This window comes from Streptomyces sp. NPDC029152 (assembly GCF_055564355.1).
In genome coordinates this window covers 194,766-211,968 of the sequence record NZ_JBVHWR010000011.1, presented here as the reverse complement: position 1 = coordinate 211,968, position 17,203 = coordinate 194,766, and the positions used below count along the sequence as shown (strand labels likewise).

The window sequence follows — 17,203 nt, the reverse complement described above, 5'->3', positions numbered from 1 at the left end:
AACGCCCCCGCCCGGCCCGTCGCCACGTGACAATCGGGGCATGGAACCCGATCTTCACGAGCTGCTGAGGTCACTGCGGGTGTGGGACCCGGCGGTCACCGAGCTGCCCCCGTTCGACCCGGCCGCCGCGCCCGCCGACCCGCTGCCCCTGTTCACCCGGTGGTTCGCCGATGCGGTGGCGGCCGGGCAGAGCGAGCCGCACACCGTGTCGCTGGCGACGGCCGACGCGGAGGGGTGGCCGGACGTGCGGATCGTGATGCTGCACGGCGCGGACGCGGACGGCTGGGCCTTCGCCACGCACGCCGACAGCCGCAAGGGCCGCCACCTCGCCGCCCGGCCGTACGCCGCGCTCGTCTTCTACTGGCCGGTGCTGGGCCGCCAGGTGCGGGTCCGCGGCCCGGTCGCCGTCGCCCCGGCCGAGGAGGCGCGGGCCGACCTGCGCGCCCGGTCGACCGGTGCGCTGGCCGCCGCCCTCACCGGCCGGCAGAGCGCGCCGCTGAGCTCCCCGGACGAGCTGGCCCGCGCCTCCGAGGCCGCCTGGGAACAGGCGGGGCGGGAGCCGGACGCGCCCGTCCCGTCCTGGACGCTGTACCGGCTGCGGCCGGAGGAGGTCGAGTTCTTCCAGGGCGACGCCCGCCGCCGTCACCTGCGCCTCGCCTACCGGCGGACGGAGGAGGGCTGGCGCACGCAGCTGCTGTGGCCGTGATCGGCGCTCACCGCACGCCGGGGGCGGCCGGCTCGGCGTCGGTCGCCAGCCGGGCGTGCAGGTGCGCGTCCCGGAAGGCGTCGCGCCGGCCGGCCTCGAACATGGCCCCGCGCATCGTCCCCTCGTAGACGTACCCGCACCGCTCGGCGACCCGGCAGGAGGCGCCGTGGCCCAGGGCGTGGCCCAGTTCCAGGCGGTGGAGGCCGAGCTCGGTGAAGGCCCAGCGCGACGCGAGGAGCAGGGCGCGGGTGGCGACGCCCCGGCCGCGGGCCTCGGGCAGCACCCAGTAGCCGACGTGGGCCAGCTTCAGGGACGGGTTGATCTCGCCGATGCCGATGTGCCCGAGCGTCGTGCCGTCCGCCCCGTCGGTGACCCGGAACGACGCGGACCTGCCCTCGCCGGCGTCCCGCGCCCTGGCGCGCAGCGACTCGCGGGCCGTCCCGAGGTCGGTCATCGGCCTGACCGGCGTGTTCCAGCGCTGGAAGTCGGGGTCCAGGTGACCGCGCAGCCACGTCCGCGCGTCGGCGTCGCTGCCGGCGTCCCAGGCACGGAGGTGCAGGCCGTGCCCACGCGGTTCGGTGACAAAGGGGGCGAGGGTGCGCATGCGTGTGTGGGCCATCGTTCCATTCAATCCGACCGGTGGCCGGTGGTGCCCGCGGGTTTCCCGTGACCGATCCGCAACCGTTTCCGTTCTTGACCGAGACCCATCAAGCGGAGCCGCGGTTACGCTCGCCGCATGGCCGACTCCACAGCGTCCGCTGAACAGCGGTCCGCCCACCCCGCGGACCTTCCCGTGTACGTCGTCGGCGGCGGCCCGGGCGGCCTGGCCGTCGCCCACGCGCTGCGCGCGCGGGGGCTGCGGGCCGTCGTCCTGGAGCGGGCCGACCGGGTCGGCGCCTCCTGGCGCCGCCACTACGACCGGCTCCGCCTGCACACCACCCGCCGCCTGTCGGCGCTGCCCGGCCTGCCGATGCCGCGCCGCTTCGGCCGGTGGGTGTCCCGCGACGACGTGGTCCGGTACCTGGAGAAGTACGCCGACCACCACCGGCTGGAGATCGTCACCGGTGTCGAGGTCTCCCGCGTCGAGCGCGCGCCCGGCGGCTCCGGCTGGGTGCTGCACGCGTCCGGGGGCCGCGAACTGACCGGCGCCGCGGTCGTGATCGCCACCGGGTACAACCACACCCTGCGCCTGCCGGACTGGCCCGGCCGGGACGCGTACACCGGCGAGCTCCGGCACGCCGCCGAGTACCGGAACGCGGCCCCCTACGCCGGCCGGGACGTCCTGGTCGTCGGCGTCGGCAACACCGGTGCCGAGATCGCCGTGGACCTGGTGGAGGGCGGCGCCTCACGGGTGCGCCTGTCCGTGCGCACCCCGCCGCACATCGTCCGCCGCTCCACCGCCGGCTGGCCCGCCCAGTACACCGGCGTCCTGTGCCGGCGGCTCCCGGCCGGCCTGGTCGACCGGCTGGCCCGGCCGCTGGCCCGGATCAGCGTGCCCGACCTGTCGGCCCGGGGCCTGCCGCGCCCCGAGGCCGGGCTCTACACCCGGGCACGGCAGGGCGCCGTCCCGGTGCAGGACGTCGGCCTGATCGACGCGGTGCGCTCGGGCCGGGTGGAGGTCGTGGCCGCGGTGGCGGGCTTCGATGACGGCGAGGTGCTCCTCACGGACGGCACCCGCCTCGCCCCCGACGCGGTGGTCGCGGCCACGGGTTACCTGCGGGGCCTGGAGCCCCTGGTCGGTCACCTCGGCGTCCTCGACGGCACCGGCAGACCGGTCGTACGAGGCGCCCGCACCCCGGCCGGGGCCCCCGGCCTGTACTTCACGGGCTTCACCAACCCGATCAGCGGCATGCTCCGCGAACTGGCCCGGGACGCGACACGCATCGCCAGGGCGATCGCGAAGACCGGGGGCGACCGCATCTCACGCCTGCCGGGCTGAGGCACGGGCCCGCTGTTCAGCCCCGGGACAGGATCCGCAGCTCTCCGGCGTCCGGGTCGCCGAAGATCACGAACAGCTCGGGCTGCCGCTCACTGCCGCCGATCGTCCAGTACGTCTCCTCCCCGCAGCCGCCGTCCAGGCGTACGAGGACGCCTTCGCGCCCAGCGTGGTGGTCGCCCTCCCGGTCGAGCGTCCAGGTGCCGGTGCCGTCGCACACGGTGAAGTCACCGGGGTCCTCGAAGACGGCCTCGGCGGGTACCCGGGTCAGCTCGGCCCGGCCGCCCGGCCACAGCCGCAGCCGTGCCCCGCGGTCCCCGTGCCAGGTGCCGGCCACCTGGGAGGCGGAGAGCACCGGAGGCTCGTAGTCGTCGACCAGGACGGCACCGCCCACGCCGGTGACGACGAGCAGGACCAGACATCCGCCCGCGGAGCGCAGCCAGATGCCCCGGTCGCCCCACCGCCGCCGTCGCAGGTACGCGAGGCCGAGTACCGGCAGCACGCCGGCGCCGACGAGCCACGGGACGGTGTCGGCGAGGGACAGCCCCCACAGCGCGCGCAGCGGCACGGCCCAGCACACGCCGACCAGCACGGACGTCGTCAGGTGCCAGGCCCACTCGGGGCCGCCGCAGTGGCGCCGTTGCAGGCGGGCCAGAGCGGCGGCCGGCATGATCTGCACGAGGGCGTGCAGCAGGCCGAGAGGCGGCACGAGGAGCCACCCGAGGACGAAGAAGCAGGCCAGCCCGAAGGCCCCGCCGTATCCCGCCCCGTAGTCGTCCCGGCCGGATCCGACGATCACCAGCAGCAGTACGGCCGACGGCAGTTGTGCCGCGCACAGCGCCGCCGCCCGGTCCCACTCGTCGTCCGGCCACGCCGCACGTCGCGGCCCGGCCGCTCCCGGCCGTGTTCTCCCCCACCACACGCGCCGCAGCCTACGGCCCGCTCACGACACCCCGAGCACCGGCGCCGGCCGGCGGCGGATCACCAGGGCCATCAGGGCCGCCACCGCGCACAGGGCGCCCGAGGCGTACCAGACGACGTCGTACGTGCCGAAGGCGTCGCGGGCGACGCCGCCGAGGAAGGCGACGAGGGCGGCGCCGACCTGGTGGGAGGCGAGGACCCAGCCGAAGACGATCGCGCTGTCCTCGCCGTACTGCTCGCGGCACAGGGCGAGGGTGGGCGGGACGGTGGCGACCCAGTCGAGGCCGTAGAAGACGATGAAGAAGACCATCGGCGGGTGGACGCCCGGCGCCAGCAGGAGGGGGAGGAAGAGGAGGGAGACGCCGCGCAGGGCGTAGTAGACGGCGAGCAGGCGGCGCGGTTCGAAGCGGTCGGTGAACCAGCCGGAGGCGATCGTGCCGATCACGTCGAACACGCCGATGACGGCGAGCAGCGAGGCGGCGGCGGTCAGGGGCATGCCGTGGTCGTGGGCCGCGGGCACGAAGTGGGTCTGGATCAGGCCGTTGGTGGAGGCGCCGCAGATCGCGAAGGTGCCGGCCAGCAGCCAGAACGGGCCGGTGCGCACGGCGGAGGACAGGACCGCCAGGGCGCGGCGGGCGGCGCCCGGGACGGGTGCGGGCTTGGGCACGAACTCCTTTGCGCCGTAGGGCTTCTGGCCCACGTCGGCCGGGTGGTCGTGCAGGAGGAGCCAGACGAAGGGGACCACGGCGAGGGCGGCGAGGGCGACCGTGACGGCCGCGGGGCGCCACGCGTACGTCTCCACGATCCAGGACAGCAGCGGCAGGAAGATCAGCTGCCCGGAGGCCGAGGCGGCGGTGAGGACGCCGGTGACCAGTCCGCGCCGCTCGGTGAACCAGCGGTGGGTGACGGTGGCGGCGAAGGCCAGTGCCATCGAGCCGGAGCCGAGGCCGACGAGCAGGCCCCAGCACAGGATCAGCTGCCAGGCGGAGTCCATCCACACGGTCAGGCCCGAGCCGAGCGCGATGACGGTCAGGGCGACGGCGACCACGCGGCGGATGCCGAAGCGGTCCATCAGCGCGGCGGCGAAGGGCGCGGTCAGGCCGTAGAGCGCGAGGTTGACGGAGACGGCGGCACCGATCGTGCCCCGCGACCAGCCGAAGTCGTCCTGGAGCGGGTCGATGAGGATGCCGGGCAGGGAACGGAAGGCGGCGGCGCCGATGATCGTCACGAAGGCGACGGCGGCCACCCACCAGGCACGGTGCACCCGGAAGCCGCGGCGCGGGCGGGCGGGCTCGGGCCGCCGTGCGGTTGCGGTGGCATCGGTTGTCTGGGTCACGTCATCGAGCTTCCGCCCCGGGCGCCGCCCGATCGAGTGGCCCGGAAGACAGGGTTCGCTAGGATCGGGCCATGGCGTCCGACCGTACGCACCGTCCGCACCGTGTCGTCGTCCTCGCCCTCGACGGCCTGCTCCCCTTCGAACTGGGCATCCCCCAGAGGATCTTCGGCCGTGCCCGCGACGGGCACGGGCGCAGGCTGTACGAGGTCGTCACCTGCTCGGTCCGGCCGCCGGGTCCGGTGCTGACGGACGCCGACTTCGCGATCCTGGTCGAGAACGGCCCCGAGGCGCTGGCCGGCGCCGACACGGTCGTCGTCCCGGCGTCGTACGAACTGGGCCCGGTGTACGAGGAGGGCACGCTGACCGAGGAGCTGGCCGCCGCGCTCGCCCGGATCCGGCCCGGCACCCGGCTGGTCGCCATCTGCACCGGGGGGTACGTGCTCGCCGCCGCCGGCCACCTCGACGGCCGCCCGGCGACCACGCACTGGGCCTCCGCCGAGCACTTCCAGCGCCTGTTCCCGAAGGTCCGGGTCGACGCCGACGTGCTGTTCGTCGATGACGGCGACGTGCTCACCTCGGCCGGGGTCGCGGCCGGGATCGACCTGTGCGTGCACATCGTGCGTCGGGACCACGGCACCGCCGTCGCCAACGAGGTGGCCCGCCGGACCGTCGTACCGCCCCACCGCGACGGCGGGCAGGCCCAGTACATCGAGCGGCCGGTGCCCGATCCGCAGCGGTCGTCCACGACCGACGCCCGCGCGTGGGCGCTCGCCCGGCTCCAGGAGCCGATCCGGTTGCGGGACATGGCCGAGCAGGAGGCCATGTCGGTGCGCACCTTCACCCGCCGGTTCCGCGAGGAGGTCGGCATCAGTCCCGGCCAGTGGCTGACCCGGCAGCGGGTCGAACGGGCCCGGCACCTGCTGGAGTCCACCAACCTCTCCGTCGACCAGGTGGCCCGTGCGGCGGGTTTCGGGACCGCGCAGTCGATGCGGCAGCACCTGCAGGCGGTGCTCGGGACCACGCCGACCGCGTACCGGCGGGCGTTCCGGGCCGAGTTGTCCACCGCCTGTGGAGGATGAGGGCGCCACCGGAAGGCGTCGGCCGGCGGCGCGGCGCCGATCGCCCCGAGCATGGCACCGCACGCCGCCACCCGACTCCGGCGCTCCCGTCCGGTTCCCGTCACCCCCCAGGGGGAACCGCCGCCGAATCACGACCCACACTCGTCGAGGACCCCGTCACCGGGCCCTCGCCGTCCCCTCGCGGCGAATCGTTGCCTACAAGGCTGAGGAAGCGGTCACGATCCGTCAACCGGCGGGGAGTGTTTCCCCACCTGCCCCCCGTTCGCGCGGGACGCGCACGGAAGCACGCCCCGGCGCACTGCCGCATCGGCGCCGGCGGAAGCGGGGGCCGGTGCGCCCGGCGGCACACCCGCGCCGCCGCTACACCACTTCGTACGTCAGCCCCTCACGGGGCGTCGTCCCGCCCGCGCACGCCGGCGGGACGTCCACGGATCCGGCGCAGCGGTCCAGTTCGCACCAGATGCGCTTGCCGGTGCCCTCGCGGCTCCAGCCCCAGCGGTCGGCGAGGCCGTCGACGAGGGCGAGGCCCCGGCCGCCCGTCGCGTCGCCGTCCGCGCACCGGGGCGCCGGGGCGCGGCCGCTGGTGTCGTCCACCTCCAGGCGGACCGTGGTCTCCTCGGTCACCGTGCCCGGCAGGACGAGCCGCAGCACGGCGGGACGACCGGTGTGCACCACGGCGTTGGTGACGAGCTCGGAGACGATCAGGACCAGTGTCTCGGCGAGTTGCCCGTCCGCCTCTATCCCCGCCCCGGCCAGCCGCGAGCGCGTCCACCGACGGGCTCGCCCCACCTCTGCGGGGTCGGGCCGGATCTCCAGCTGCACTTGAAGCACCTGCACCGCTCACACCATCCGAACCGGCGGACACAAAGGCTCGCGCCTCATGAGGGCCACGATCGTAGCCACTTCCTGCATGGCCAGAACAACGGCCGGGCCAGGGTTCACGGAACGTGAATCCCGTGGAGGACAGCATGGTTGACGTACAGTCACCTCAACAAGCGCTTCGGGCATATTCCAGCGCGAAGGAGTACTCGTGCGGCATACTGTGCGACGCCCTGTCCGGGCAGTCGAACAGGCGGCGGCCGACGGCCTCTCCGCCGTGCGGGGCAAGGCGCACACGTCCGGTCCCGGAGCCGCCCGGAGGACGGCGCCGGCGCGGTCGGCGCTCGGGAGCACTCGCATCCCACACAAGGTACCGGAGCACGGTGCCGACTCCGGTCCGTGACGGGGCACGCGCCGGACACGCGCCGATGGTGACGCTCAGTGATCCGGCGCCGCCACGATCCGTGACATCGCGCGCGGGGACGCCGCGGCCCCGCGCGTCACTCGGGCACGGTGAACCAGCGGGCGAACGCCGGGACGGCCTCCGCCTCCCCCACCCTGCCGTCGCCGTCCGTGTCGAGTTCGGCGGCGACCGCACGGGCGGTGGCCTCGGGAACGCCGAGCGCGGTGAGCACCCGCGCGGTGTCGGCGACGGTGACGGCTCCGTCGCCGTCCGCGTCGGCGACGGCGAGGGCCGCGTGCAGGAACGGGCGGGCGATCTCGGCGAACCGGTCCGGGTTGTCCCGCAGCCGCTTGACCGCCGCGGTGACGAACTCCTCACGGGTGATGCGCTGGTCGCCGTCGCGGTCGGCGATCCCGGCCATGCCCTGCCAGAGCGCCTCCGCCCCGCCGTACAGGGCCTGGCCCCTGTCGGACCGGGCGGCGACGGAGAACTCGGCGAGCAGCGCCTTGGCCGCCGTGTTGAAGTCCTGCCGGTCGATGTAGCCGTTGCCGTCCTGGTCGAAGGTGGCGAACCGCGCCGCGATCCTGCGCTCGTACTCGCTGCTGACCATGTCTTCTCCGACCGCCTTCTCGTCACGTCGGTGGGTGCGTCTGGCACGGAGGGTACGACGCCCGGGGCCCGCCCGCAGGGAGAACCCGGGCCCCGTCCCTCCCCCGGGCACGCCGCGGGCCCGTCCCTACGCGGAGAGCGGGCGCGGTGCGTCGCCGGTCGCCGAGGCGAGGTCGGGGTGGACGTCGAAGAGCCGGCGCACGCCCAGCGCGCCGAGGACCCGGTTGACGTGGGAGCCGTCGACGGCACCCTGGGCGGGCAGTATCAGACGCAGCCTGCCCTGGCAGGAGCGGATGAGACGCCGGGAGGCGATGAGCACGCCGACCCCGCTGGAGTCGCAGAACAGGACCTCGGAGAGGTCCAGGACGAGACTGTGCCGCCCCTCGGCCACCTCGTCGTGCACCCGCTGCCGCAGCACCGGGGACGACACCAGGTCCAGTTCGCCCGACACCTTGAGCACGGCCCAGTCGCCCCGCTCGCCGCCGGTCACATTGAACGTCACCACCATGCCCTTCATCCGTCGGTACGTCCGGACCCGTCAAAAACGGAAGCCATGCCTACGCTTCTTGGCCGCGCGCCTGCCCACCGGCCGTTCCCGCAAACACCCGGCCGGAAACGGGCTCCGATCAAAAGAGGCTTGTTTCAGACGGTTTCGATCCTGTTCGATCGAATTCGGTCGCACCATGGAGGGTAGGCGGTCGATCTGAGAGCCCGATGAGCGCCCTACCACCCGCGGCCCGCCGGGGGGCGCGCTTTGACACAAAGGGGCGTGCGTTGTCGGACATGCCGACTACATTCGAGGAGACGGTGGCCACAGGCTGGAAACCGGCACGGGACCGGCACGGCCGTCGGGCCCGGGCAGGGGGGTGGAGGAACCGCATGGCGAAGAAGGACCCGCCGCTGCGCTGGGACCGCAAGATGCAACAACGACTCGCCCGGGGCGAGGCCGCCGCCCTCGGCGAGCTCTACGACCGGTTCGCCTCGCTCGTGCACGGTCTCGCCCACCGCGTGCTGGACGACGAGCGGGCCGCCGACCACATCACCCGCGACGTGTTCGCGCACGTCTGGGAGCACCCGGACGCCTACGACCCCAGGCAGGGTCCGCTGCGCGGCTGGGTCGCCGCCCTGACCCACCGCCTGGCCGTGCAGCGGCTGCGGGCCACGGAAGCGGCCGCCCTCGCGCGCGACGGTTCCGGCACCACCGAGGAGCTGGAGCGCAAGGTGCGCCACGCCTCGGTCACCGCCCGCGCCGACTACATCGTCCAGGCCATGCCGGCATCGCTGCGGGCCGCCCTGGAGCTGGCCTACTTCCAGCGCCGCGACTACCGCCAGACCGCCGCCGACCTCGGCGTCACGGAGGACGAGGCCCGCCGCCGCCTGCGCCTGGGCCTGCAACTGCTGGCCACCGCCCGCGACGCGGCGGCACCGGGCGCGCCGCCCGGATACGGGGGTGCGGCATGAGCGGGGCGTACGACGAGAACGGCGAACACGCCGAGTGCCACGCGCACGGCGAGAACCACGAGCACGGCGAACGCCGCGAACGCGATGAAAAGGACGAGAAGGGCGAGAAGGGTGAGAAGGGCGGGATCGAGGCGCGCGACGCCGCCGGCGGGCAGGGCCCCGCGCCCCGCGTCCCGCTGCCGCGTGCCTCCGTCGAGGACGGCGGACGTCCGCTGCCCGCCGTGGAACCGGCCGCACCCCTCGTACTGGAGCATCACGTGCTGACCTCCCTCCTCGGTGCCTGGGCGCTGGCCGCCTGTTCCCCGGAGGAGGCCGCGGCCGTCGAGGACCACCTGGGCGAGTGCGGCACCTGCGCCGAGGAGGCGCTGCGGCTGCGCGACGCCGTCGGGCTGCTCCAGCGTCCGGAGAGCCTCGACCTGGACCCCGCCCTGCGCACCCGTGTCCTGGAGGGCTGCCTGGAGCGCCGTCCGCCGCGCATTCCGGTGCCCGGGTGGGCCATGCCCTACGACGCCGAGACCGCGCGCCTGGACGCGCTGCTGCAGGACTTCGGGGACTCCGAGTGGCACGCGCCGGTACGGCTGCGCTGGTTCGCGGACGACGGCACGGCGAGCCGGCGCACCACCGTCGCCGGGGTCATCGCGCACCTGCTGACGGTCGACGGACTGGTCGGGAGCGCGCTGGGCCTGCCCGACCCGCTCGGCGAGATCACCGCCGAGACCCCGGCCCCGGGGAGCCGCACCGAGGCCTACTGGCGTGCCTCGCACTACCCGCCGACGCGCGCGGTGCGGGCGCCGTGGCGCGAGCAGGGCCACGCCATCGTCCGGACCGTGGCGTTCACCGGAGGCACGGGGGACACGGGCGGCGGTGCGGGCCGGATGCCGGTCTCCTACGGCGACTTCGAGCTGCCGCTGCGCGACGCCATGCTGGACCGGGCCTTCGAGTGCTGGGTGCACGCGGAGGACATCGCCGAGGCGGTGGACTACCCGTACGAGCCGCCCTCGCCGCGCCACCTCAACCGCATGATCGACCTCGCCGCCCGGTTGCTGCCGGGCGTCCTGGCCACGCGCCGCAGGGCCGGGCTCGCCGCTCCCGCCGAGGGCCGGCACCTGGTCCCGGCGGGCGGACCGGGGCGCAGCCTGCGGCTGGAGATCGAGGGCTCGGGCGGCGGCGAGTGGCTGATCCCGCTGGACTCACCGGCGGCGGTGGGCTCCGCCGACCACGAGGTGGCCCATGTCGCCCTGGACGGCGTCGAGTTCTGCCGCCTGGCCGCGGGCCACGTGCCTCCGGCGGAGGCGGCGGCGGGACAGGTGGGGGACCGGGAGGCGATCCGGGACGTGCTGTTCGCCGCGGCGAGCCTGAGCCGGATGTAGGGGGGCACGGCCTCGTCGGCGGCCGCGGATGCGTCGTGGTCGCCCGCGCCCACCCGGCGGAGCCGCGTGCGCGATACGGCCCCGCGCCCTTCGGGGCACGCCCGGTGGGCGTGCCCCGAAGGGCGCGGGGAACTGCGCGACCGGCCGGCGACGGCCCGCGGCCGCCGCGGTGCGGAAGGCTCCGAGCCGCTAGGCGAAAACGACCGTCCGCCGCCCGTTCAGCAGGATCCTCCGCTCGGCGTGCCACTTCACGGCCCGCGCCAGCGCCTGGCACTCCACGTCCCGCCCGATGGCGACCAGCTGGTCCGGCGTGACGTCGTGGCCGACCCGTTCGACCTCCTGCTCGATGATCGGTCCCTCGTCGAGGTCGGCCGTCACGTAGTGCGCGGTCGCGCCGATCAGCTTCACGCCCCGGGCGTGCGCCTGGTGGTACGGCTTCGCGCCCTTGAAGCTCGGCAGGAAGGAGTGGTGGATGTTGATGATCCGGCCGCTGAGCTGCTTGCACAGGTCGTCGGAGAGGACCTGCATGTAGCGGGCCAGCACGACGAGTTCGACCTTCTCCTCGCGCACGATCTCCAGCAGCCGCGCCTCGGCGTCCGCCTTGGTCTCCTTCGTCACGGGGATGTGGTGGAAGGGGATGTCGTAGGACCCCACCAGCTCCGCGAAGTCGGTGTGATTGGACACGACGGCGGCGATCTCCACGGGCAGCGCGCCGATCCGGGCCCGGAACAGCAGGTCGTTCAGGCAGTGCCCGAACCTGCTGACCATGAGCACGATGCGCATCTTCTCGTCGGCCCGGTTGATCTGCCAGTCCATGTGGAAGGAGTCGCCGATCGCCGCGAAACTGGCGCGCAGCTTGTCCACGGTCACCGGCGCGTCGGCCGAGAAGTGGACGCGCATGAAGAACAGACCCGTGTCGTGGTCGCCGAACTGCTGGCTGTCCTCGATGTTGCAGCCGGTCATGAACAGGTAGCTCGACACGGCGTGCACGATGCCCTGCTTGTCGGGGCAGGACAGGGTGAGGACGTACTGGTCGGCCGGTGCGGCGGCGGGGCTGGACTGCTCGTTCATGGGGGACAGGGTCCCATATCCGGACCCCCGGCCGGCGGCCGTCCCGTCAGGCGGACCGGGTCAGGATCCGCAGCACCTCGAGACTGCGGGGCTCCGCCTCCGGGTCGTCACCGTCGCTGGTGGCCAGCCGCAGGTGCGCGTCCCGCGCCGCCCGCACCGCCTCCGGCCAGTCCGGGTGGTCGAGGTAGGCGGCCACCGGCGCGTCCGGCCCCACCTGGTGCATGATCCGCAGGACCCGCAGCACGGCCGTGTCGACGAGGGCCGCCTCCTGGGAGTCGCGGAAGACGGTGCCGACGTACTTCTCGGCGGACCAGTGGTCCAGCCAGGTGTCCTCCACCAGCCGGTACACCGCGTCGGTGACGTCGCCGTAGCCGGGCGTGCCGGCCAGCCAGACGTCCCGCTGGAACGCGGGCGCGGAGAGCATGTGCAGCGCGGAGCGCACCTGGCTGCGCCAGCGCCACCACGGCATGTCGTTGAGTGGCATGCCGCCCATGGTGGAGGAGCGACGGCCACGACGGGAAGAGTTCTCCGAACCTTGCACGGTCATCGATCGTACGTTCCCCTCCACCCGTGTCGTACCGGCCCCCGCAATTCACCTCGTCGTCACCATGCGTTGACCGGAGGTCACGTCCAGGTTATCCGTGTGGCGGAATCGTGCGTGCCCATGACCGGCAGTCGACGCAACCGCGGCACGTTCCCCAGCGGCCTCCCCGGCCGTTCCCGGCCCACCCGAACCGGCGTGCTGACCGCAGGTGTGCTGGCGGCGTGTGCGTCGCTCGTCGCCGGCTGCGGGGTCCTCCCCGGTGTCACGGGGGGCTCCGGGGACGACCCGATCACCGTCATGACCTGGGCGCCCTCGGACACGGGCGCGACCAACAAGCCCGGCATGCCCGCCTTCGCCCGTGCCTACGCCCGCTGGGTCAACGCCCACGGCGGTCTGGGCGGCCGCAGGCTGAACGTCCTGACCTGCAACGACCACGACGACAGCGTGACCGCCGCGAAGTGCGCCCGCCGTGCCGTCAAGGAGGGCGCGGTCGCCGTGGTCGGCTCCTACAGCCAGCACGCCGACTCGTTCCTCCCCGTCCTGGAGGGCGCCGGCATCCCGTACATCGGCGGCTACGGCATCACCAACGCCGAGTTCACCAGCCCCCTGTCCTACCCCGTCAACGGCGGCCAGCCCGCGCTGCTCGCCGGTCTGGGCAGCGCGCTCGCCGAGTCCTGCGGACCCGTCACGCTCGTCCGCCCCGACACCATCGCGGGCGACCAGCTGGCCCCGCTGCTCGACTCGGGGCTGACCGGGGGCGGGCACGCCGCGACCCACGACCAGCGGGCGGAGGAGGACGCCACCGAGTACGACGACGAGTCCGACCGGGCGCTGCGGCGGGCGACCGCCGACCCGGCGCGCGGGGGGTGCGTGGTGCCGGTCCTCGGCGACCGCACCGGCACCTTCATGGACTCCTTCCGGCGGGCCCGCGAGGAGTATCCGCGGGTGCGGACGGCGACCGTGCTCGGCAGCGTCGACCAGTCGACCGTCAACGCGTCCGGCGGCGCCTCGGGCCCCTACGAGGGCGCGTACGTCACCGGCTGGTACCCGGAGGTGGACGATCCGGGCTGGGACGGGATGAAGAAGGTCATCCAGGAGGAGGCGTTCGGCGACAACAGCGTCGACGCCGCGGACGCCGGGGTGCAGACCACCTGGATCGCGTACACCGTGTTCAAGGAGGTCGTCGAGTCGCTCGGGGACGGCGAGGTGAGCGCCGACCGCGTCACCCGGGCCCTGGACGGCGGGCTGGAGGTCGACACGGGCGGCCTCACGCCGGCGCTCCGGTGGGAGTTCCAGGACAAGCTGGCCTCGGTCGGCTTCCCGCGGCTGGTCAACACCGAGGTCACCCTGCAGGTCGTCCGGCAGGGCCGGCTGGTGTCGGCCCGCGAGGGCGCCGTCGACACCGCGCGGACCCTGCGCCACGCCGACCTCGCCTGAGCCGGCCGGGGCACCGGCGGGCGGACGGGCCCCCGTGCGGGCCCGCCCGCGGGCGGTCACAGCTGGGTCGGCTCGCGCTCGGTCAGGCCGTACTGCCTGGCGATGGTGTTCCAGAGGTCGGCGGCGTTCGCCTTCTCCTTGCTCGCCGTGCCGCTCGCCCGGTTGCCGGCCTGCGCCTCGGCGGTGGTGCGGGCCTTGCCCTTCTTGCAGCCGTTCTTCCTGGCCGTCTGGTCGGCCCAGGCCGCGTAGTGGTTGTCGGCCGACGCCGAGGCCTGCCACGCCTTGGTGAGCGCGGTGGTCAGCTCGGCGTGGCCGGGCAGCTTGTCCACGGACAGCTGGGAGAGGCTGGTGACCAGTCCGGTGCGCTGCTTGGCGGCCTCGCGCAGGTCCTTGGCGGCCTGGGGCAGCTTGTCGCAGGACTTCACGTCGGCCACTGCGTTGATCACGGTGGTCCGGCTGCTGCCGCTCTCGGCCAGCAGTTTGTCCAGCTCGACGGCCTGCTGCCGGACCGGGTCGACGGACGGCGACGCCGGGGCGGAGCCCGCCGCGGACTCCGCGGGGGCCGTGGCGGACACGGTCTGGCCGGCGCCCTTGTCGTCGCCGTCGTCCCCGCCGGCCATCATCGCGCCGGCGCCGACCCCGACGACGGCGATGCCGACACCGACGGCGGCGAGGAGCGGCAGCCTGGTCCCGGACCGGCCGCCCCGGCCCGCGCCGTCGTGACCGCCGCGCCGCCTGCCGCCGCCGCCCGGGCCCTGCGGGACGTACGCGGGCCGGCCCGCGGGGTCCGGCTCGTCGAAGCGGGGCAGCTGCTGGGTGGAGGAGGCCGGTCCGTCGGCCGGGGCGCTGCGGAAGAGGTTGTCGAACTCGGCGGGGGGCTGCCGGCCGTCGTCGGCGCCGGGGACGCCGCCGTGGGGCGCCGCGGAAGGCCCGGCGGGCACGGGCGCGATGTACTGCGTGGCCTCGGCGTCGGGGTCGGGCGCCGCCGGGGTGTGCCGCGGGGCGTGGCCGAGGTACTGCGTCTCGTCGGAGGGCGTTCCGGCGGGTCTCTCGGGCGGCAGCGCCCCCGGGCTCACGGGGGGTATGTACTGCGTCGCCCCCTCGTCCGCGGGCATGCCGACCGGCGGCAGGTACTGGGTGGCGCCCTCGTCGGCCGGCGCGGCCGGCCGGCCGTGCCGCCCGTACGCCGGCTGCTCGTATCCGGGCTGTCCGTACTCGGATTGTCCGTACGACGGCTGCCCGTACCCCGACTGTCCGTACCCCGACTGTCCGTACGACGGCGGCTGCGTGTTCTCCGGGGGCAGCGGGCCGGGGCCCGTCTCGGGCGGCAGGCCGCCGGGGCCCTGCGCCGGCCCCTGCGCGGACCAGGCGTGCTGCGCGGCGGACGGGCCGCCGGCCTCCGGGGCCCCCCAGGGCTGGGCGCCGGGCGGAGTGGGCCAGTTCCCTCCCTGGGACGGGCCGTGCTGCTGCCCCGGACCCCAGGGCTGGTCCCATGCCTGGGCGCCGGGCGGCGCCGCGGCGGGCGCGGGCCCGGCGGTCCCCGGTCCGGCGGGTCCGCCCGCCGAGCCCGGCAGCACGGGCGTGCCGCCGTCCGAGGGCAGCACGATGCCTTCGCGCGCTTGCCGCGGCGAGGGCTCCTCGCCCTGTCCACTCTGCGTCACCGGGACTCCTGTGAATGGGGGACCTTCGGAATCGTCGGCTCACGCTACCGGGTCCCCCGAGCCCGCTGCCACGCCGCATGGGGCGTGACCTCCTTCCCTGTGACCGCAGTAACAAAACCGGGCCCCGGCACGCTGCTTACGTTCCTTTCCGCTCCCCGCACGGAGTTTCACCGCACGTCCACGTGCCGGCGGCCCGTCGGTTCACGCGGCGGCGGGCAGGTCGAGCCGTGCCCCGAACTCCCTCACCACCGCCTCCTCCCGGTAGGGCTCCAGGCGCTGCTGGAAGTCCTCCAGGTACTCGGCGCCCCGGTTGGAGCGCAGCGTCTCCAGCAGGTCCACGGCCTTCAGCGCCGTGTGGCAGGCCTGTTCGATCTCCCGCTGCTGCACCTGCGCGGTGGCCAGCAGCACATGGCCGATGGCCCGCCTGCGGGCCCGCGACTCGGGGTGCCCGGCCAGGGACTCCTCGGCGCACCGCGCCGCCGCGTCGGCCTGCCCGAGGTCCCGGTGGCAGTGCGCCAACTCGTCCGCCAGATAAGCCTGGTCGAAGTGCGCGATCCACGCCGGATCGTCGCCGGAGGCCGGGTCGGCCGCCTCCATCGCCTCGACCGCGCGCCCCGCGGCCGCCTGGGCCGACCGCGCGTCGCCGAGCAGGGCGTGGCCGCGCGCCTCGGCCGCGTGGAACATCGACTCCGCGCGCGGGGTGACCCGCCCGCGCGTACCCTCCTGCGCCGCGCGCGCCAACTGCGCGATCTCGCGCGGGTTCCCGAGCTGCGCGGCGAGGTGGCTCATCGACGCGGCGAGGACGTAGCCGCCGTAGCCGCGGTCTCCGGCCGCCTGCGCGAGCCGCAGCGACTGGATGTAGTACCGCTGGGCCAGGCCCGGTTGCCCGGTGTCGACGGCCATGTACCCGGCGAGCTCGGTCAGCCGGGCTACCGCGGCGAACAGCTCCCGGCCGACCGTCTCCCGGTAGGAGCCCGCGAGCAGCCCGGAGACGACGCTGTTGAGGTAGTGCACGACGACGGGGCGCACGTGCCCGCTGCCGTACTGGTGGTCCAGGTCCACCAGCGCCTGCGTCATCGCCCGCACGGCCGCCACGTCGGACTGGCCCACCCGCGGTCCGGCCGAGCGCGACACCTGTGGGTCGGGCGCGGAGATCAGCCAGTCGCGGCTCGGTTCGACCAGCGCGGAGGCGGCGACGGAGGAGCCGGACAGGAAGTCCCGCCGCCCCACGTCGCTGCGCCACAGTTCGCAGACCTGCTCGATGGCTCCCAGTACCGTCGGCGAGAACTGGAGGCCGACGCCCGACGCGAGGTTCTTGCCGTTGGCCATGCCGATCTCGTCGATCGTGACCGTACGGCCGAGCTTGCGCCCCAGCGCCTCCGCGATGATCGCCGGCGCCCGGCCGCGCGGCTGCTGTCCGCGCAGCCAGCGGGCCACCGACGTCTTGTCGTACCTCAGGTCGAGGCCGTGCTCGACGCCGCACATGTTCACCCGGCGGGCCAGGCCCGCGTTCGAGCAGCCCGCTTCCTGAATGAGCGCCTGCAGTCGTTCGTTCGGCTGTCGCGCGACGAGAGGCCTTGCGGCCATGGCGTACCCCCATGCGGTCTCGATGCTGTCTCGGCGGAACGGGAGATGTCCGGCCGTGAAGATCAATGCCCCGTCGAAGTGCCGACAATGCGAAGCTTGTGAGGTTTGCCGGGGTAACGGTCGGTGTCGGCCCCAGACGTGGCTACCCAGCTCCGGCCGCCGATCCTCCCGCGCGCCCCCGAACGTGCACCCATGCGCCCCGAGAGCGGGATCGGTGCTCCTCCCCCGCGCGCACGGGAGCCGTAACCCGGGGTGGGCCGGGG

16 protein-coding genes are annotated in these 17,203 nt (G+C 74.6%); 6 read left to right on the top strand and 10 right to left on the bottom strand.

The window, feature by feature from the left end; all coding sequences use genetic code 11:
- Window positions 1-40: 40 nt before the first annotated feature.
- The gene (locus ACZ4V6_RS23870; RefSeq protein ID WP_467830777.1) at window positions 41-706 is read left to right on the top strand and encodes a pyridoxine/pyridoxamine 5'-phosphate oxidase; all 666 of its coding nucleotides are present in this window, start codon (window positions 41-43) and stop codon (window positions 704-706) included.
- 7 nt (window positions 707-713) lie between these two features.
- On the opposite strand, the gene ACZ4V6_RS23865 is transcribed toward ACZ4V6_RS23870, so the two are convergent.
- On the bottom strand, window positions 714-1,325 hold the full coding sequence (locus ACZ4V6_RS23865; protein WP_467830774.1) for a GNAT family N-acetyltransferase: 612 nt from the start codon (window positions 1,323-1,325) through the stop codon (window positions 714-716).
- A 117-nt stretch (window positions 1,326-1,442) separates the two neighbouring features.
- Here ACZ4V6_RS23865 and ACZ4V6_RS23860 point away from each other — a divergent pair, with 117 nt between their 5' ends.
- Window positions 1,443-2,645 carry a flavin-containing monooxygenase gene (locus ACZ4V6_RS23860; RefSeq protein ID WP_467830772.1) on the top strand — a complete coding sequence of 401 codons (1,203 nt, stop codon included), beginning with the start codon at window positions 1,443-1,445 and terminating at the stop codon, window positions 2,643-2,645.
- A gap of 16 nt (window positions 2,646-2,661) precedes the next feature.
- On the opposite strand, the gene ACZ4V6_RS23855 is transcribed toward ACZ4V6_RS23860, so the two are convergent.
- Together ACZ4V6_RS23855 and ACZ4V6_RS23850 are read right to left on the bottom strand one after the other, a co-directional pair.
- Window positions 2,662-3,564 (bottom strand): hypothetical protein, encoded by a 903-nt coding sequence (locus tag ACZ4V6_RS23855; RefSeq protein WP_467830769.1) that lies wholly within the window; start codon window positions 3,562-3,564, stop codon window positions 2,662-2,664.
- Between the two features lie 21 nt (window positions 3,565-3,585).
- Window positions 3,586-4,899, bottom strand: a complete 1,314-nt coding sequence (locus tag ACZ4V6_RS23850) for an MFS transporter (RefSeq protein WP_467830767.1) — start codon at window positions 4,897-4,899, stop codon at window positions 3,586-3,588.
- A gap of 71 nt (window positions 4,900-4,970) precedes the next feature.
- Here ACZ4V6_RS23850 and ACZ4V6_RS23845 point away from each other — a divergent pair, with 71 nt between their 5' ends.
- A complete protein-coding gene (locus tag ACZ4V6_RS23845) occupies window positions 4,971-5,978 on the top strand; it encodes a GlxA family transcriptional regulator (RefSeq protein WP_467830764.1) in 1,008 nt (335 codons plus the stop codon).
- 360 nt (window positions 5,979-6,338) lie between these two features.
- Here ACZ4V6_RS23845 and ACZ4V6_RS23840 read toward each other — a convergent pair whose 3' ends face one another.
- The 3 genes from ACZ4V6_RS23840 to ACZ4V6_RS23830 form a co-directional block, all read right to left on the bottom strand.
- The gene (locus ACZ4V6_RS23840) at window positions 6,339-6,800 is read right to left on the bottom strand and encodes an ATP-binding protein (RefSeq protein ID WP_467830931.1); all 462 of its coding nucleotides are present in this window, start codon (window positions 6,798-6,800) and stop codon (window positions 6,339-6,341) included.
- Window positions 6,801-7,297: 497 nt separating this feature from the next.
- Window positions 7,298-7,810 carry an EF-hand domain-containing protein gene (locus ACZ4V6_RS23835; RefSeq protein ID WP_467830762.1) on the bottom strand — a complete coding sequence of 171 codons (513 nt, stop codon included), beginning with the start codon at window positions 7,808-7,810 and terminating at the stop codon, window positions 7,298-7,300.
- Between the two features lie 126 nt (window positions 7,811-7,936).
- Window positions 7,937-8,317, bottom strand: a complete 381-nt coding sequence (locus ACZ4V6_RS23830; protein ID WP_467830759.1) for an STAS domain-containing protein — start codon at window positions 8,315-8,317, stop codon at window positions 7,937-7,939.
- 371 nt (window positions 8,318-8,688) lie between these two features.
- On the opposite strand from ACZ4V6_RS23830, the gene ACZ4V6_RS23825 reads away from it, so the two are divergent.
- Together ACZ4V6_RS23825 and ACZ4V6_RS23820 are read left to right on the top strand one after the other, a co-directional pair.
- Entirely contained in the window at window positions 8,689-9,270 is a 582-nt protein-coding gene (locus tag ACZ4V6_RS23825) for a sigma-70 family RNA polymerase sigma factor (protein ID WP_467830756.1), read from the top strand.
- Window positions 9,267-10,640 (top strand): zf-HC2 domain-containing protein, encoded by a 1,374-nt coding sequence (locus ACZ4V6_RS23820; RefSeq protein ID WP_467830753.1) that lies wholly within the window; start codon window positions 9,267-9,269, stop codon window positions 10,638-10,640. Before ACZ4V6_RS23825 ends, ACZ4V6_RS23820 begins: the two co-directional genes overlap by 4 nt.
- 189 nt (window positions 10,641-10,829) lie before the next feature.
- Here ACZ4V6_RS23820 and purU read toward each other — a convergent pair whose 3' ends face one another.
- Together purU and ACZ4V6_RS23810 are read right to left on the bottom strand one after the other, a co-directional pair.
- Complete coding sequence (gene purU / locus ACZ4V6_RS23815; protein WP_467830751.1) at window positions 10,830-11,711, bottom strand: formyltetrahydrofolate deformylase; 882 nt, start codon at window positions 11,709-11,711, stop codon at window positions 10,830-10,832.
- Between the two features lie 46 nt (window positions 11,712-11,757).
- Complete coding sequence (locus ACZ4V6_RS23810; RefSeq protein WP_467830748.1) at window positions 11,758-12,258, bottom strand: SCO4402 family protein; 501 nt, start codon at window positions 12,256-12,258, stop codon at window positions 11,758-11,760.
- Between the two features lie 117 nt (window positions 12,259-12,375).
- On the opposite strand from ACZ4V6_RS23810, the gene ACZ4V6_RS23805 reads away from it, so the two are divergent.
- The gene (locus tag ACZ4V6_RS23805; RefSeq protein WP_467830746.1) at window positions 12,376-13,692 is read left to right on the top strand and encodes an ABC transporter substrate-binding protein; all 1,317 of its coding nucleotides are present in this window, start codon (window positions 12,376-12,378) and stop codon (window positions 13,690-13,692) included.
- Between the two features lie 56 nt (window positions 13,693-13,748).
- Here the strand turns inward: ACZ4V6_RS23805 and ACZ4V6_RS23800 are convergent, their stop codons facing one another.
- Together ACZ4V6_RS23800 and ACZ4V6_RS23795 are read right to left on the bottom strand one after the other, a co-directional pair.
- The gene (locus ACZ4V6_RS23800; RefSeq protein ID WP_467830744.1) at window positions 13,749-15,353 is read right to left on the bottom strand and encodes a hypothetical protein; all 1,605 of its coding nucleotides are present in this window, start codon (window positions 15,351-15,353) and stop codon (window positions 13,749-13,751) included.
- A 201-nt stretch (window positions 15,354-15,554) separates the two neighbouring features.
- Window positions 15,555-16,940 carry a transcriptional regulator gene (locus ACZ4V6_RS23795; RefSeq protein ID WP_467830742.1) on the bottom strand — a complete coding sequence of 462 codons (1,386 nt, stop codon included), beginning with the start codon at window positions 16,938-16,940 and terminating at the stop codon, window positions 15,555-15,557.
- Between the last annotated feature and the right edge of the window lie 263 nt (window positions 16,941-17,203).